This is a genomic window from Thiobacillus sp. SCN 63-57 (assembly GCF_001725555.1).
Lineage (GTDB): Bacteria > Pseudomonadota > Gammaproteobacteria > Burkholderiales > Thiobacillaceae > Thiobacillus.
The window spans coordinates 1-15,620 of the sequence record NZ_MEGP01000025.1 but is presented as its reverse complement, the minus strand read 5'-3'; the positions used below and the strand labels follow the sequence as shown (position 1 = coordinate 15,620).

Below are 15,620 nucleotides of genomic sequence, written 5' to 3'. Positions count from 1 at the left end.
GTGCACTCATGTTTCACTCGATTTAAAAGGGGTCACGCCGTTCGGCATGCGCACGGCGAAGCCGTCGGTGTAGCGCAGGTCAACCATCAGCGGGATGGGAGGGGTGGCCGCAGCCTGCCCGTCCTTTGCCGGCTGCTGGCCGAACAGGCGCGGATACAGGGCGACGAAACGCGCCAGCCGCTTGTCGGTCTGCATCCGGCCAAGCGCCAGCTGCATGCCGTTGTCGAGGCGCACACGCCAGGCGCGGCGCGGTGACAGCCGCAATTCGTCTATCGTCATGCCCAGGGGAGCCAGTGCCGCCTGATAGTGGCGGTACGTCGCGACCACTTCGGTGCTGCTGCCCTCGGGGCCGACAAGGCGCGGTAGCTTGGTGGACACGGCGGCGCCAAACACTTCGCCGGTCTCGCTCACGAGGGCATCGTCGTTCCAGCGGGCAAGCGGCACATGCTCGGTGAGCGAGACCACCAGGGTGTCGGGCCAGCGGCGCTCCACGCGCGCTTCGCGCACCCAGGGCAGCTTTTCCAGGCTGTTGCGTACATGCTCGAGATCCACCGTGAAGAAGGTCCCGCGTACCTGACGCTCGGCCACCAGGCGGATCTGCGCCTCGGTGACGTGCGCTACCGGCGTTTTCACCTCGATGGTGTGCAGGGCGAACCACGGCTGCGCAGCCACCCAGCTGGCGGTGCCGTAGGCCAGCAGCCCGAGCGCGCCCCAGGTCAGCACGCGGGCGACCTGCGACAGCGGATGGGCGGCGAGTTCCGGAGACGTCACAGCGTCTGCTCCAGTATCTTCATGCACAGGGCGTCGAAATCCAGGCCGGCGACGCGCGCGGCCATCGGTACCAGGCTGTGGTCGGTCATGCCGGGCGAGGTATTCACCTCCAGCAGGTAGGGGTTATCGAGGCTGTCCAGCATGACGTCGACCCGTCCCCAGCCGCGCCCGCCGACCAGGCGGAAAGCGTCGAGCGCCAATTTCCGCAACGCCATTTCCTGCATCTCCGGGAGCCCCGCCGGGCAGTGATATTGGGTATCGTTGCGCAGGTATTTGGCTTCGAAGTCGTAGAAGGCCTTGTCTTTCGCTGGCTCTAGGCGGATCAGCGGCAAGGCGGCCTCGCCGAGGATGCCGACGGTGAATTCGGCGCCGTCGATGAACTTCTCGGCCAGCACCAATGTGTCGTGTTCGGCGGCGGTCTCATAGGCCGCCTTCAGCGTACCCGGCTCGGTCACCTTGCTCATGCCGATGCTCGACCCCTCACGGGCGGGCTTCACGAAAATGGGCAGGCCCAGCTTCTTTTCCGCTGCGACAAAATCGCTGGCCGCGGTGAGAATGTCCCAGTCGGCAGTCGGCAGTCCGGCGGCGCGCCACAAAAGCTTGGTACGCCACTTGTCCATGCCGATGGCCGACGCCATCACGCCGCTGCCGGTATAGGGAATGCCCAGCAGTTCGAGTGCGCCCTGCATGCACCCATCCTCGCCGTAGCGCCCGTGCAGCGCGATGAAGACCCGGTCGAACTCACCTGTGATGAGATCTCCGAGATTGCGGTTCGCCGGATCGAATGCGTGCGCATCGACCCCCTGTCGGGCCAGCGCAGCCAGCACCGCTGCGCCGCTATTGAGCGACACCGGCCGTTCCGCCGACGTGCCGCCCAGCATCACGGCGACTTTTCCGAATGCCTTCGCCGATACGATCGTGCTCACAGACGTTCTCCAATAATTCTCACTTCGCGGATCAACCGCACATTGGTGCGCGTCTCCACGGTCTCTTCCACATGCTCGATCAGTCGCTCGATGTCGGCTGCCGTGGCGTTGCCTGTATTGACGATGAAGTTGGCATGCTTGGTCGACACCTGCGCGCCACCGATCCTGAAACCCTTGAGGCCACAGGTCTCGACCAGCCGGGCCGCATAGTCGCCAGGGGGATTGCGGAACACCGAACCGGCGTTGGGCAGATTCAGTGGCTGCGAGGCAATGCGTTTTTTCAGCAAGTCCTTGATGATTTCGCGCGAAGCCGCGCCATCGCCACGCGTGAGGCGGAACCAGCCGCCGATGAACCATTCCTGATGCGCAAGCTTCAGCGCGACATGGCGGTAGCCGGTCACATATTCATCCGGCAACCGTTCGTTCAACTGGCCATCGCGATCCAGGGTTTGTACCTGCACCACCTTGTCCCAGGTTTCGCTGCCGTAGCAGCCGGCGTTCATGGCGATGGCACCGCCGACGGTGCCCGGAATGCCGGCCCAGAACTCGCCGCCGACGAGATCGTGGTTGGCGGCAAAACGTGCCAGCTTGGGCGAGGCGACGCCTGCCTGGGCGTACACCAAGGCAGTGTCGACATCTGCCGGCGCCGGCGGCAATCCATGCGTACGGCTTTCGATGGCCAGTTTTCTCAGCACGCCGTGCAACAAGATCACCACGCCGGCGACCCCGCCGTCACGCACCAGCAGATTGCTGCCCAAACCCACCATGTGAACGCTTTCGTGCGCCGGGACCGAACGGACCAGCCAGGTCAGATCCTCGAGATCGGCCGGAATGTAGACGCGTTGCGCGGCACCGCCAGCGCGCCACGACACATGCTTCTTCATCGGTTCGTTGTAGAGGAAGTGCCCGCGCAGGACGGGTGCGCCCCCGCCCGCCATGTCGACTTCGCTCATGCGGTAGTCATGCCGCATGGTTTGTCCTCCCGGCGGATTCCGAACCCAGTGCGGGCGCCACCTGGCCGATACTGCCGGCCCCCATCACCAGCACCACGTCGCCCGCCTGCGCGAGATCGCGCACCGTGGCCGGGACATCGGTCACGTTTTCCACGAACACCGGCTCGACCTTGCCGGCCACCCGCACCGCGCGCGCCAGCGCGCGGCCATCGGCCGCCACGATGGGGGCCTCGCCTGCCGGGTACACCTCGGTCAACACCAGCACGTCGGTTTCCGACAGCACTTTCACGAAATCCTCGAAGCAGTCGCGCGTGCGCGTGAAACGATGTGGCTGGAACACCAGCACCAGACGCCGGCCGGGAAAGGCGCCGCGCGCTGCGGCGAGCGTGGCGGCCATCTCGACCGGATGATGGCCGTAGTCGTCGACCAGGCAATACTTCCCGCCATCCTTCGCGGACAACTCGCCGTAACGCTGGAAGCGGCGGCCCACGCCATGGAACTCGGCAAGCGCCTTGACGATGGCGGCATCATCGGCACCGACTTCGCTCGCCACGGCAATCGCCGCCAGCGCATTCAGCACGTTGTGCATGCCCGGGTGATTCAGCATCACGTCGAGATCGGCCATGCCTTCGCGCTTGACCGTGAAACGCATCTGGCCGCGCTCGAAGCGCGGATTGACCGCACGCACCTGCGCCGACTCGTCCAGACCGTAGGTGGTGATCGGCTTGGTGATGCGCGGCAGGATCTCGCGCACGTGCGGATCGTGAAATCGACGAAGGCGGTTTTCAGGCGCTCGAAATCATGGCCATAGGTATCCATGTGATCGGCGTCGATGTTGGTGACGATCGCGATCACCGGCGTGAGGTAAAGGAAGGAGGCATCGGACTCGTCGGCCTCGGCCACCAGGAAATCGCCCTTGCCGAGTCGCGCATTGGTGCCGGCGGCAGTGAGCTTGCCGCCGATGACGTAGGTCGGATCCATGCCCGCTTCGCCGAGGATGCTGGCGACCAGGCTGGTCGTGGTGGTCTTGCCGTGCGTGCCGGCGATCGCAATGCCGCGCTGCAGCCGCATCAGTTCGGCCAGCAGCAGCCGCATCAGTTCGGCCAGCATCAGTGCGCGCGGCACGATGGGAATCTTCTTCTCGCGCGCAGCGATGACCTCGGGGTTGTCTTCCTGTACTGCGGTCGAAGTGACGACAGCATCGGCGTCGACGATATTCTCCGCCGCATGGCCGCGATGGATGCGCGCGCCCAGGCCGGCCAGCCGCTGCGTCACCGCGTTGTCGGCCAGGTCCGAGCCCGACACGCTATAACCCAGGTTCAGCAGCACTTCGGCGATGCCACTCATGCCGACGCCGCCGATGCCCACGAAATGGATGTGCTTGACGGCGTGTTTCATTTGGCAAGTGCCTCGCAAATATCGGCGACGCGAGCCGTGGCATCGGGTTTTGCCAGCGCGCGTGCCTTGCCCGACATCGCAGCGAGGCTGGCACGGTCGAGGCTGCCGACCAGTTCCGCCAGCTTTTCCGCGGTCAAATCCTTCTGCTGGATCAGCCACGCCGCGCCTGCTTCGGACAGGAACTGGGCATTACCGGTCTGGTGGTCGTCCACCGCAAAGGGGAAAGGCACCAGCACCGCAGGCACGCCGGCACAGGCCAGTTCGGCCACGGTCATCGCGCCTGCGCGGCAGATCGCGAAATCGCAGTCGCGATAGGCGGCAGCCATGTCCTCGATGTAATCGCACACCTCGGCCTCGACGCTGGCGGCGGCATAGTTCGCACGCAGCGCATCCAGGTGCTGACGGCCGGACTGATGGACAACATGCGGACGCTGGTCCGCAGGCAGCAGGGCCAGCGCCTGCGGGACCCGTTCGTTCAGGGCCTGTGCGCCGAGACTGCCGCCGACCACCAGCAGGCGTAGCGGTCCGTTGGGCGCCATCGGCGTGGTGGCGGCAATGTCGGTGCGCTGCTCGTTTGCCAGAGCGACAATATCGCTCCGTACTGGGTTACCCACCCATTCGGTCGTCACACGACGGCATGGGATCGGTTTGTCGTGCGCATGAGTGAATACCTTGGGAAAAGCCGTCAGCACACGGTCTGCAAGACAAGCCAGCACCCGGTTGGTGAGGCCGCCGATCGAATTCTGTTCGTGGATGACCAGGGGCCGGTTGAGCAGGCTCGCCATCATGCCGCCGGGGAAGGCGGTATAGCCGCCCATGCCGAGCACGACATCGGGGCGGCGCTTGAGGATGGCGACGAGGCTCTGCCAGAAGGCGACCAGCAGGGTGGCCGGCAACAGCAGCTTTTTCAGCAGGCCCTTGCCACGCACGCCACCCATGCTGACCCACACCATGTCGATGCCCGCCGCCGGGACTACGCGCGCTTCCAGCCCGGCGCGCGTACCGAGCCAGAATACCTCCCAGCCGCGCGCGCGCAACGCGTCGGCCACCGCAAGCGCCGGGTAGACGTGACCGCCAGTGCCGCCGGCCATGACCATGAGCGTACGGTTCAGGGCGGCCATCAGAAGGTTTTTCCCCGCATCATCTGCCGGTGTTCCCAGTCGATGCGCAACAGGATGGCGACCGCCAGGCAGTTGGCGATGATGCCGCTGCCGCCGAACGACAGGAAAGGCAGCGTGAGGCCCTTGGTGGGCAGAAGGCCGACGTTCACGCCCATGTTGATGAGCGCCTGCACACCGATCCAGATCCCGATACCCTGCGCCACCAGTGCACAGAAATTGCGCTCGAGCTGGGCTGCACGGTGGCCGATCAGGAAGGCCTTGACGATGAGCCAGCCAAACAGACCGATTACCACGACGACGCCGACGAAACCGAACTCCTCGGCGATCACGGCCATCAGGAAATCGGTGTGCGCCTCCGGCAGGTAGAACAGTTTTTCGATGCTGCCGCCCAGGCCCAGGCCCAGCCACTCGCCACGACCGAAGGCGATCAGGGCGTGCGACAGCTGGTAACCCTTGCCATACGGGTCGGCGAACGGATCCATGAAGCCGAGCACGCGCTGCAGGCGATACGGCGAGGTCAGGATCAGGAGAGCAAACCCGACCAGCAGCACCACCACCAGTCCAGCGAATACCTTCCAGTTGAGGCCGCCGAGAAACAGAATGCCCATGGCGATCGAGACGATGACGACGAAGGCGCCGAAATCCGGCTCGCGCAGCAACAGGGCACCGGCCAGCATCATCACCGCGGCCATCGGCAGAAATCCCTTCTTGAAGTCATGCATGAAGGCGGCCTTGCGCGTGGTGTAGTCGGCCGCATACAACACGGCAAGGAATTTCATCAGTTCCGAGGGCTGCAGGTTGGCAAAACCGAGCGGAATCCAGCGCCGGCTGCCGTTGACCTCTCGACCGATATGCGGGATCAGCACGACCACCAGCAACAGCAGGCCGGCCAGAAAGAGATAGGGAGCTGCCTGCTGCCACACGCGCATCGGCACCCGGAACGCGGCGATGCCGACCCCGACGCCCATGGCGATGAAGATGCCCTGCCGCAGCAGGTAGTACTCGCCGTTGTGATGGGTATAACGAGCGGCTTCGGCGATCGCAATCGACGCGGAATAGACCATCACCAGGCCGATCGCCAGCAGGCCCATGGCCAGCCACAACAGGCTGAAATCGAGCTCGGCACTGGGTTTGGGCGCACGCGCGGCATAAAGCATCAGTTCGCCGCCCTTTCAGCCGCCAGCTTGTTCACGGCGGCGACGAACACTTCGGCGCGATGAACGTAGTTGCGGAACATATCGAAGCTGGCGCAGGCGGGCGACAGCAGGACGGCATCGCCGGGATGGGCGAGACGCTGCGCCTGGCTTACTGCATCGGCAAGACTCGTGGCCGCATAGACGTCGACGCCACAGCCTGCGATGGCGGCATCGATCAGCGAAGCGTCGCGCCCGATCAGCACCACGGCCCGGGCATTGGCTTCCACTGCCGCCTTGAGCGGGCTGAAATCCTGCCCCTTGCCGTCGCCGCCCAGGATCACCACTGCTTTGCGATTACCCATGCCATACAGCGCGGCCTCGGTGGCGCCGACATTGGTGCCTTTCGAGTCGTCGTAGTAGGTCACCCCCTCGATCTCGGCGACCTTTTCCACCCGGTGCGGCAGTCCCTTGAAATGCAACAGACCGCGCAACAAGGCCTCCATCGGCAAATCCAGCGCGCGGGTCAGCGCCAGGGCCGCCAGCGCATTGGCCGCGTTGTGCAGCCCGGCCACCGGCAGCGCGGACAAGGGCATCAGCATGTCGCCGCCCAGGCAGAGCTCGTCCTCGCACAAACCGAAGTTCTCGCCCCTCGGGCAGCGATCCAGACCGAAGCTGACCACGTGGCGGCCGGGTCGTGCCATGGCGAGGCTGCGTGCATCGTCGCGGTTCACCACCTGCACGCCGACGCCGCCATAGATGCGTGCCTTGGCAGCGGCGTAAGCGTCCATGTCGGGATAGCGATCCATGTGGTCTTCCGACACGTTGAGCACCGTGGCGGCATCGGCGTTGAGGCTGGTGGTCGTCTCAAGCTGGAAGCTCGACAATTCCAGTACCCACACCTGGGGTGCAGGGGCGATGCCTTGTTCGATTTCGGCCAGTGCATCCAGCACCGGCAGGCCGATATTGCCGGCCACGCAAGTGGTCAGCCCAGCCGTGCGACACATGTCGCCGCACATCGAGGTGACGGTGCTCTTGCCGTTGCTGCCGGTGATGGCGATCACCCGCATCGGGCCGCTTGAATCGGTCGACGCGGCACGCTCGGTGTTGAGTGCATGGATCGCGCGGGCGAACAGTTCCACATCACCCACCACCTCGACGCCTGCAGCGACGGCACGCGCGACAGCCGGTTCGGCCAACGGCACGCCCGGGCTGAGCACCAGCATGTCGGCCGCCAGTAGGCGGGCATCGTCGAACGGACCGGTAAAGAGCGGCACCTGCGGCAACCATTCCGCCAGACGCGCAGCATGCGGCGGCGTCGCGCGGCTGTCGGCCACGTTCACCTGGGCGCCACGCGCCGCCAGCCAGCGGGTGCATGACAGCCCGGTGTCGCCGAGGCCGAGCACCAGGACCTGTTTGCCGGAAAGGTTCAGGCTGTCGTAGTTCATCTCAGCTTCAGGCTCGACAGGCCGATCAGCACCAGCATCATGCTGATGATCCAGAAACGCACCACCACCTGGTTCTCCTTCCAGCCTTTCAATTCGTAGTGATGGTGGATCGGCGCCATGCGGAACACGCGTTTGCCGGTAAGCTTGAACGAGGCAACCTGCACCATGACCGACAGGGTTTCCACCACGAACACGCCACACATGATGAAGAGGATGATTTCCTGCCGCACGATGACGGCGACCACGCCGAGGGCGGCACCCAGCGCCAGCGCGCCGACGTCGCCCATGAACACTTCCGCCGGATAGGCGTTGAACCACAGGAAGGCCAGCCCCGCACCCGCCATCGCCGAACAGAACACCGCGAGCTCGCCCGCACCGGGCACGTGCGGCAGGCCGAGGTATTTCGAGAACACCGCGTTGCCCGCGACGTAGGCAAAGATCGCCAGGGCGGATGCCACCATCACGGTCGGCAGGATCGCCAGGCCATCGAGGCCGTCGGTCAGGTTGACCGCGTTGCTGGAGCCGACGATGACGAAATAGGTCAGCGCGATGAAGCCCACCGCCGACAACGGAACCGTGGCGTGCTTGAGGAAGGGAATGATGAGCTCGGTGTGCGCCGGCAGGCTGGCCGTGTGCCACAGGTAGGCCGCGACCGCGAGGCCGATCACCGACTGCCAGAAATATTTCCAGCGCGAGGGCAGGCCGCGCGAGTTCTTCTCGACGACCTTGCGCCAGTCGTCGACCCAGCCGATGACGCCGAAGCCCAGCAGGGTGAGCAAGGCCAGCCACACATAGTCGTTGGTCAGATCCGCCCACAGCAGCGTGGTCACGGCGACCGAGACCAGGATCAACGCGCCGCCCATGGTCGGCGTGCCGGCCTTGACCAGATGGGTTTGCGGGCCGTCGCTGCGCACCGACTGGCCGATTTTCAGCGCAGTGAGCTTGCGGATCACGGCCGGGCCGACGATGAAGGAGATCGTCAGTGCGGTGAGCGTGGCCAGCACGGCACGCAGCGTCAGGTAGTTGAAGACGTTGAATACCCGAACGTCCTGGCCCAGATGCTGAAACAGCCACAGGAGCATGTCAGTGTCCCTCGTGCCCCGGCTGCGAAGGTGCCGGGTCTTCCATAAAACTGTTGACCACGCGTTCCATCTGCATGAAACGCGAGCCTTTCACCAGCACGGTGGTGTCGGGCGTGAGTGCGTTTTCGAGTTCGGCAAGCAGTTCCTGGATACGTTCGAAATGCATTGCACCGGCGCCGAAGGCCCCGACGGTTTCCTTCGTCAGTTCGCCCAGTGCCAGCAACCTGTCGACGCCGGCTTCGCGTGCCGCCTGCCCGATCTGAGCGTGCATCGCCGCGGCGTCGCTGCCCAGTTCGCCCATGTCACCCAGCACCAGCACTTTCTTGCCGGCCTGTTGCGCCAGCACGGCCAATGCGGCCTTAACCGAATCGGGATTGGCGTTGTAGGTGTCGTCGATGAAGGTGCTGCCGTGCAGTGCGGGCTTCTTCTGCAGGCGACCCTTGACGCCGCCGAATCCCGACAGCCCGGCGACGATGCTGCGGTGGCTGATGTCGAGCGCAAAGGCGGCCGCCGCCGCGGCGAGCGCATTCATTGCGTTGTGCTCGCCCGGCACCTGTAGGCTGATCTCCAGTGTGGCATTGGGTAGCGCGAGGGTCAGCACCGAGCCGAAATCGCACGGCTGGTAGTGCCCGCGCACCGCAGCCGGCTGCCTGATGCCGAAGTCGATCACGCAGCGGTGCGCATTGGCTTCGCGCCACAGCCAGGCATGCGGATCATCGGCGTTGAACACCGCGATACCGGCATCCGACAGGCCATTGAATATCTCGCCCTTGGCGCGTGCGATATTCTCGATCGAACCGAGAAAGCCGATGTGCGCGGACAGGGCGTTGTTGACTACTGCCACATCGGGTGCGGCCAGGCGCGTCAGATAGTCGATTTCGCCTGCATGGTTCATGCCCATTTCCAGTACGGCGTATTGATGCGACTCGCGCAAGCGCAGCAGCATCAGCGGCAGGCCGATGTCGTTGTTGAGATTGCCTTCGGTATGGAGCACGGCGGCGTCCGATCCGGCTTCCGCCCGCAGGATAGCCGCCAGCATTTCCTTGACCGTGGTCTTGCCGTTGCTGCCGGTGATGGCGACCACCGGAACGGCGAAGCGTCCGCGCCAGGCGGCCGCCAGCTTGCCCAATGCCCGGCGGGTATCGTCGACACGGATGGCGGCGGTCACATCGGGTGCCTGGGCCGGGTCGAGCACCACGCCGACCGCGCCCTGCCCCAGCGCCTGGCCGGCAAACCTGCCGCCGTCGAATTTTTCGCCGCGCAACGCGATGAAGAGATCGCCCGGCCGGATCGTCCGGCTGTCGGTGGCGATGCGCAGCACCTCGGCATCCTCACCCGCAAACGGTACGCCCAGCATGGCGGCGGCTTCGGAAAGACGCATCATGTCCACGCCTCCGTCAGGTTTGCCCCATAGCCGATTGCAGCACGTCGGCGCAGGTGGCCATTCGCGGTGCTCACAACTGCGCAGGCTCGGTCGCTCATGTCCACGCCTCCAGTGCCTTCTTCGCCACGGCCACGTCGGAGAATGGCAGGCGCTCGCCCGCAACTTCCTGGTAGTCCTCATGACCCTTGCCGGCGATCAGCACCACATCGCCTTGATGCGCGCCGCCGATGGCCTCGAAGATCGCGCGCGCGCGATCGGGCTCGACATGCGGCTTGCCGTTCATCCCGGCGAGAATGTCTTGAATGATGTGATGCGGGTCTTCGTTGCGTGGATTGTCGCTGGTGACCCAGACTTCATCCGCGCCTTTGGCGGTGGCCCGTCCCATCAACGGACGCTTGCCCTTGTCACGATTTCCACCGCAGCCGAAGACGCAGATCAAACGCCCGCCGCCGGCGATTTCACGCAGCGTGGCAAGCACTTTTTCCAGCGCATCGGGCGTATGGGCATAATCCACGACCACCAGGGGATGCACATCGCCGCCCAGCGTCTGCATCCGTCCCGGCGGCGGCGTGACATGGGTCAATGCCTGGCAGGCATCGTCCAGCTTCACGTCCGAAACCAGCAGGGTGGTGAGCACAGCCAGCAGATTGGCTGCATTGAAACGCCCCAGCAGCGGCACATCGAACTCGACATTGCCCCAGTCGGTATGAACCCGCAGGTGCAAGCCAGCCTGGGATAGATGCAATTTTTCCGCTACCACCGCACCGCGCTGGAATCCGTATCCGGCGACGCGCGCGGGCCGGGTTTCGCTTTCCAGCCGCCGCCCGAACTCGTCGTCGACGTTGACCACGACCCATTGCAGCCCGGGCCAGCTGAACAGTCGGGCCTTGGCGTCGGCATAGTTCTCCATGCTGCCGTGGTAGTCGAGGTGGTCGCGCGACAGATTGGTCAGCACGGCGACATTAAAGCGGGTGCCGTTGACGCGGCCCTGCGCGAGCCCGTGCGACGAGACTTCCATCGCACAGGCGACCGCACCCTGCTGCCGGTACGCCGCAAGACGCTGCTGCAATTCGATGGCGTCGGGCGTGGTGTTGAGTGCAGGCGTCAGCGCACCGGGCTTGCCTCCGACAGGCGGAAAACCGTTGCCGACGGTACCGACGACAGCCGCGTTGCGCCCCAGTTGCGTGAAGGCCTGTGCCACCCAGTGCGCCACCGAGGTCTTGCCGTTGGTGCCGGTGACGCCGACCATGTGCAGCGCGCGCGAAGGCTCGCCATATACGTGCGCGGCGATTTCGCCGATACGGGTCTTCAACCCGACCACGCCGGCGTTGGGGATGTCCAGCGCCGGATCCCACTGGTAATGGTCCGCTTCCCACAACACGCCGTCGACACGCCGCGCCACGGCTTGTGCAATGAAATCCCGCCCGTCGCGCGCCTCGCCGGGATAAGCGGCGAACACCGTACCGGGCACGGCCTTGCGGCTGTCGCTGGTGAGTTCGCCGACGGCGATCCCGAGCCGTTCCAGAATATGCGGCACCGTCTCGTGGATAGCCTGGGATGCGGCCAGGCCGGAAACGGGATGCGAGCCGGCCGTCGCCATCACGCGCCCCCCTTGGCCGACACGGCATTCTCGGTCATCTTCGTTTCGGTTTCCGGTGCATCAGGCGGCAGCCCGAGCAGGCGCAGGCTCGCTGCCATGACCTGCGCGAAGACAGGCCCTGCGACGCTGCCGCCGTAATACACGCCATCCGATGGCTCGTCGATCGCCACGCCAATGATGAGACGCGGATTCGACGCCGGCGCCATGCCGACGAAGGAGGCCAGATAACGGTCCGGCGCGTAATGGCCATTGACGAGCTTGTGTGCGGTACCGGTTTTGCCGGCCACGCGATAACCCGGCACCCGGGTCAATGTCCCGGTACCGCCTTCCTGAGTCACGGTCTCCATCATCGCGCGCACTTCCCGTGCCACGGTCGGAGAGAACACCCGTTCGCCGACGATCTCCTGCGGCTCACGCTTGAGGAAAGACAACGGCATGACTTCGCCGTCGTTGGCAAACGCCATGTAGGCCCGGGTCAGTTGCAGCAGGCTGACCGACAATCCGTAGCCATACGCCATGGTGGCCTGTTCGACCGGCTTCCAGGTCGCCGGATCGCGCAGCCGCCCGGCAGTCTCGCCCGGGAAGCCCGAACCCGGCAACTGGCCGAACCCGGCACGATGCAACACCTCCCAATGCTGCTGTGGCGTCAATGTCATCGCCATTTTGGCGGCACCGACATTGCTCGATATCTGGATGATCTGCGTCACCGTCAGGTGATCGTGGTGGTGTTCGTCGTGCACCAGCTTGTTTCCGACCCGAAAGTTGTCCGGCGTTTCGATCACGCTGTCCGGGCGGAACAGGCCCCGCTCCAGTACCGCTGCCGCGACGAAGGGCTTGACGGTGGACCCCGGTTCAAAGGTGTCGATCACCGCGCGGTTGCGCATCAGGTCCGGCTTGTAATTCTGGCGGTTGTTGGGATTGAAAACCGGTTGGTTCACCAGCGCAAGGATCTCGCCGGTCTTGGCGTCGAGCACCACGATGCTGCCGCCCTTGGCTTTGTGTTTCTCGATTGCCGCCGCCAGTTCACGGTGTGCCAGATACTGGATCTTGAGATCAAGCGACAGGGTCAGGTTGCCGCCCATCTGCGCGGTCTTGATCGGCGCCAGATCGCGAATGGTGTTGCCGTGACGGTCACGCAGGATCTGGCGCTCGCCCGCGCGCCCGGCCAGCCAGTCCTGGTAGGCGCGCTCGACGCCTTCCTGCCCTTTGTCGTCCACATTGGTGAAGCCCACCACCTGGGCAGTGACCGCCCCCGCCGGATAGTAACGGCGGTATTCGCGCCGCAGCGTCAAGCCCGGCAACCCCATGGCGGCGATCTTGACGGCCTGCTCCGGAGTAACCGGGCGGCGCACGCTGAATTCGCCGCGCGTTTTGTGCGACAGGATTTTTGTCAGCTCCGACGGCGAGATCTCGAGCACTCTGGCCAGATGCGCGCGCTGGTCTGCCGACAGATTGAGTTCGGTCGCGCGCGCCCACAGGGATTCGACCGGCGTACTGATCGCCAGCAACTGGCCGTAGCGGTCAGTCACCTGTCCACGGTGCGCCGGCAGAGTAAGGTTGCGATTGGCCACCGCATCGCCCTTGCCCTGCAAATAATCGGTATTGAGGCCCTGCAGATAGAAGGCGCGCCCGGCCACCACCGTCAACCCGGCAAGCAGCAGACCGCCCACCGTCGCCATGCGCCAGGGAGCGAGATTCAGCTTGAGCAGTTTGCGCGAATGGTAGTTCATGGCGCGTTCGTCAGCGTTTCGATGCGCACACGATCATGCGGCGGCGCAATCAGGCCCAGCCGGGTCCTTGCAAGCGTATCGACCCGTGCCGGATTGGCCCAGGTGCCTTGCTCCAGCTGCAATTGCCCCCATTGCTCGTCCAGCACGCGCGCCTCTTTTTTCAGGCGTTCCAGCTCGACAAAATACGTGCGCGCACGATGCTGCGCCTGGATCACCGCCAGCGCACACGCCACCAGCACCAATGCGAGGACGACATTGAGACGGCTCATGTCGTCTCGCCCATACGCTCCGCCACCCGCAATACGGCGCTACGCGCACGCGGATTGGCTGCGATTTCGGCATCGCTTGCATGCTGGGCACGACCCACACGTTTCAGACGCCCCGGTTTCAGCATGGCGGCCGGTATCGGCAGCCGGCGCGGCGCCTGTTCCCCCTGGGACTCATCGCGCATGAAACGCTTGACGATGCGATCTTCGAGCGAATGGAAACTGATGACGACAAGCCTGCCGCCGGGCTGCAGCCTGTCCACGCATTGCGGCAACACGATGCTCAGTTCTTCAAGCTCGCGGTTGAGATAAATCCGTATAGCCTGGAAGCTGCGGGTCGCCGGGTGTTGCCCCGGTTCGCGCTTCTTGACCGTTGCGGCGATGAGATTCGCGAGTTGCCCGGTGCTACGGATGGCCTCTTTTTGCCGTGCCGCAACAAGCGCGCGCGCAATCGATTTAGCAAACCGCTCTTCCCCATAGGTGCGGATGACTTCACTGATCTCCTCCTCTGCCGCCGTCGCCAGCCAGTCTGCAGCCGACAGTCCACTCCCCGGATCCATGCGCATGTCGAGCGGGGCATCGAAGCGAAAACTGAATCCACGCGTCGCATCGTCGAGTTGCGGAGACGACACGCCGATATCCAGCAAAATCCCGTCCACCTGCCCTATGCCCAATTCATCCAGCACCGCGCCCAGGCGCGAAAACGTACTCTGTACCAGCGTCAGCCGGACGTCCTTCAGGGTACGGCCAACGTGAATGGCATCGGGATCGCGATCCAGCGCGACCAGACGCCCCCGCGTGCCCAACTGCGCCAGGATCAGCCGGCTGTGGCCGCCGCGTCCGAACGTCGCGTCGACATACACGCCATCGGGCTTGATCGCCAGCGCCGCCACCGCCTCCTGTGCCAGCACCGGCACATGGGCGGGCTCCATCACAACGTAAATCCCTCCAATTCGGGGGGCAGCGCGTCGTCGCTGAAACTCAGCGCCTGCGACACCTGCGCTTCCCAACGCGCCTCGTTCCACAACTCGACCTTGCTGCCCTGCCCCACCAGCACGACGTTCTTGTCGAGCTCGGCGAACTTGCGCAGCATGGGCGGTAGCAGCACACGGCCGGCGCCGTCCATGTCCATGTCGTGCGCATAGCCGACGAGCAATTGTTTGAGACTGCGGGTACGGGGATTGAAATCGGACAAGCCGTTGAGCTTCTTCTCGATCGGCTCCCACTCGGGCAAGGGATAGAGCAGCAGGCACTGGCTGGGATCGGCCGTGATCACCACGCGACCGCCTCCGTTCACCAGAAGGGCGTCGCGATAGCGCGCCGGCACCACGAGCCGGTTCTTGCTATCCAGACTGACCGTTGCGACCCCCCGAAACATGCTCCCCCCAGTTTTTTGAAACCCAATCCGGCTGAATTTGATTGTGATTGGACGGGCGCATTCTCCCACAACTTCCCACCAATCACCACTTGCACCCACTATAGGGGATAGTTTTGGGGGGGTCAAGCCGACGAACACAAAAAAACCCCTATGCCTCAAGGACTTAGGGGTGGTTTTGGGTTGTGGATAAGTTTCTGGAAAAACCGTCGCTTAGCCGCTTTTTCTGTCTCTTATTTTAGGAAGAAAAGCTAAGTGATTGAATTAAATAGGAAGTGGAAAAGCGGGCCGATAAGCCGGGTTCTGTCGTGGGCAACCATTCCTCTAGGCCGGCCATTGCTGACCGGCTCAAGCCACCTACCCGCAGACTCAGCGAGCCGCTTCATCGCCTGCCTATTTGGTGTTGCTCCGGATGGAGGTTACCGCGTTTCAC

13 protein-coding genes, 1 other RNA gene and 1 pseudogene are annotated in these 15,620 nt (G+C 64.4%); all 15 read right to left on the bottom strand.

Annotated features, from left to right (window positions below):
• Window positions 1-6: 6 nt before the first annotated feature.
• Window positions 7-771, bottom strand: a complete 765-nt coding sequence (locus ABT23_RS11030; RefSeq protein ID WP_296634984.1) for a cell division protein FtsQ/DivIB — start codon at window positions 769-771, stop codon at window positions 7-9.
• On the bottom strand, window positions 768-1,697 hold the full coding sequence (locus tag ABT23_RS11025; protein ID WP_296634981.1) for a D-alanine--D-alanine ligase: 930 nt from the start codon (window positions 1,695-1,697) through the stop codon (window positions 768-770). The genes ABT23_RS11030 and ABT23_RS11025 overlap by 4 nt, the downstream gene beginning before the upstream one ends.
• Window positions 1,694-2,668, bottom strand: coding sequence for a UDP-N-acetylmuramate dehydrogenase (murB, locus tag ABT23_RS11020; RefSeq protein ID WP_296634978.1), 975 nt, complete (start codon window positions 2,666-2,668; stop codon window positions 1,694-1,696). Before murB ends, ABT23_RS11025 begins: the two co-directional genes overlap by 4 nt.
• Window positions 2,658-4,048: pseudogene (gene murC, locus ABT23_RS11015) on the bottom strand (UDP-N-acetylmuramate--L-alanine ligase). The gene murB and the pseudogene murC overlap by 11 nt, the downstream one beginning before the upstream one ends.
• On the bottom strand, window positions 4,045-5,169 hold the full coding sequence (gene murG / locus ABT23_RS11010) for an undecaprenyldiphospho-muramoylpentapeptide beta-N-acetylglucosaminyltransferase (RefSeq protein ID WP_296634975.1): 1,125 nt from the start codon (window positions 5,167-5,169) through the stop codon (window positions 4,045-4,047). The pseudogene murC and the gene murG overlap by 4 nt, the downstream one beginning before the upstream one ends.
• Window positions 5,169-6,326, bottom strand: coding sequence for a putative lipid II flippase FtsW (gene ftsW / locus ABT23_RS11005; protein ID WP_296634973.1), 1,158 nt, complete (start codon window positions 6,324-6,326; stop codon window positions 5,169-5,171). Before ftsW ends, murG begins: the two co-directional genes overlap by 1 nt.
• Complete coding sequence (murD, locus tag ABT23_RS11000) at window positions 6,326-7,750, bottom strand: UDP-N-acetylmuramoyl-L-alanine--D-glutamate ligase (protein ID WP_296634970.1); 1,425 nt, start codon at window positions 7,748-7,750, stop codon at window positions 6,326-6,328. The genes ftsW and murD overlap by 1 nt, the downstream gene beginning before the upstream one ends.
• On the bottom strand, window positions 7,747-8,832 hold the full coding sequence (gene mraY, locus ABT23_RS10995; RefSeq protein WP_296634967.1) for a phospho-N-acetylmuramoyl-pentapeptide-transferase: 1,086 nt from the start codon (window positions 8,830-8,832) through the stop codon (window positions 7,747-7,749). Before mraY ends, murD begins: the two co-directional genes overlap by 4 nt.
• A 1-nt stretch (window position 8,833) precedes the next feature.
• Complete coding sequence (gene murF, locus ABT23_RS10990) at window positions 8,834-10,216, bottom strand: UDP-N-acetylmuramoyl-tripeptide--D-alanyl-D-alanine ligase (RefSeq protein WP_296634965.1); 1,383 nt, start codon at window positions 10,214-10,216, stop codon at window positions 8,834-8,836.
• Window positions 10,217-10,310: 94 nt separating this feature from the next.
• Window positions 10,311-11,816 (bottom strand): UDP-N-acetylmuramoyl-L-alanyl-D-glutamate--2,6-diaminopimelate ligase, encoded by a 1,506-nt coding sequence (locus tag ABT23_RS10985; protein WP_296635263.1) that lies wholly within the window; start codon window positions 11,814-11,816, stop codon window positions 10,311-10,313.
• Window positions 11,816-13,546: a penicillin-binding protein 2 gene (locus tag ABT23_RS10980; protein ID WP_296634962.1), complete on the bottom strand. Its 1,731-nt coding sequence runs from the start codon at window positions 13,544-13,546 to the stop codon at window positions 11,816-11,818. Before ABT23_RS10980 ends, ABT23_RS10985 begins: the two co-directional genes overlap by 1 nt.
• Window positions 13,543-13,815: a cell division protein FtsL gene (gene ftsL, locus ABT23_RS10975; protein ID WP_018509170.1), complete on the bottom strand. Its 273-nt coding sequence runs from the start codon at window positions 13,813-13,815 to the stop codon at window positions 13,543-13,545. Before ftsL ends, ABT23_RS10980 begins: the two co-directional genes overlap by 4 nt.
• Window positions 13,812-14,744 carry a 16S rRNA (cytosine(1402)-N(4))-methyltransferase RsmH gene (gene rsmH, locus ABT23_RS10970; RefSeq protein WP_296635260.1) on the bottom strand — a complete coding sequence of 311 codons (933 nt, stop codon included), beginning with the start codon at window positions 14,742-14,744 and terminating at the stop codon, window positions 13,812-13,814. Before rsmH ends, ftsL begins: the two co-directional genes overlap by 4 nt.
• Window positions 14,744-15,190 carry a division/cell wall cluster transcriptional repressor MraZ gene (mraZ, locus tag ABT23_RS10965; protein WP_018509172.1) on the bottom strand — a complete coding sequence of 149 codons (447 nt, stop codon included), beginning with the start codon at window positions 15,188-15,190 and terminating at the stop codon, window positions 14,744-14,746. Before mraZ ends, rsmH begins: the two co-directional genes overlap by 1 nt.
• A gap of 273 nt (window positions 15,191-15,463) precedes the next feature.
• An RNA gene (gene rnpB / locus ABT23_RS10960) (RNase P RNA component class A) lies at window positions 15,464-15,620 on the bottom strand; the annotation flags it as partial.

Excerpts from the sequence above, each read along its gene's own strand:
- murB (WP_296634978.1), bottom strand. The coding sequence starts at position 2,668 with ATGCGGCATGACTACCGCATGAGCGAAGTCGACATGGCGGGCGGGGGC.
- murG (WP_296634975.1), bottom strand. The coding sequence starts at position 5,169 with ATGGCCGCCCTGAACCGTACGCTCATGGTCATGGCCGGCGGCACTGGC.
- ftsW (WP_296634973.1), bottom strand. The coding sequence starts at position 6,326 with ATGCTTTATGCCGCGCGTGCGCCCAAACCCAGTGCCGAGCTCGATTTC.
- murD (WP_296634970.1), bottom strand. The coding sequence starts at position 7,750 with ATGAACTACGACAGCCTGAACCTTTCCGGCAAACAGGTCCTGGTGCTC.
- mraY (WP_296634967.1), bottom strand. The coding sequence starts at position 8,832 with ATGCTCCTGTGGCTGTTTCAGCATCTGGGCCAGGACGTTCGGGTATTC.
- murF (WP_296634965.1), bottom strand. The coding sequence starts at position 10,216 with ATGATGCGTCTTTCCGAAGCCGCCGCCATGCTGGGCGTACCGTTTGCG.
- ABT23_RS10985 (WP_296635263.1), bottom strand. The coding sequence starts at position 11,816 with ATGGCGACGGCCGGCTCGCATCCCGTTTCCGGCCTGGCCGCATCCCAG.
- ABT23_RS10980 (WP_296634962.1), bottom strand. The coding sequence starts at position 13,546 with ATGAACTACCATTCGCGCAAACTGCTCAAGCTGAATCTCGCTCCCTGG.
- ftsL (WP_018509170.1), bottom strand. The coding sequence starts at position 13,815 with ATGAGCCGTCTCAATGTCGTCCTCGCATTGGTGCTGGTGGCGTGTGCG.
- rsmH (WP_296635260.1), bottom strand. The coding sequence starts at position 14,744 with ATGGAGCCCGCCCATGTGCCGGTGCTGGCACAGGAGGCGGTGGCGGCG.
- mraZ (WP_018509172.1), bottom strand. The coding sequence starts at position 15,190 with ATGTTTCGGGGGGTCGCAACGGTCAGTCTGGATAGCAAGAACCGGCTC.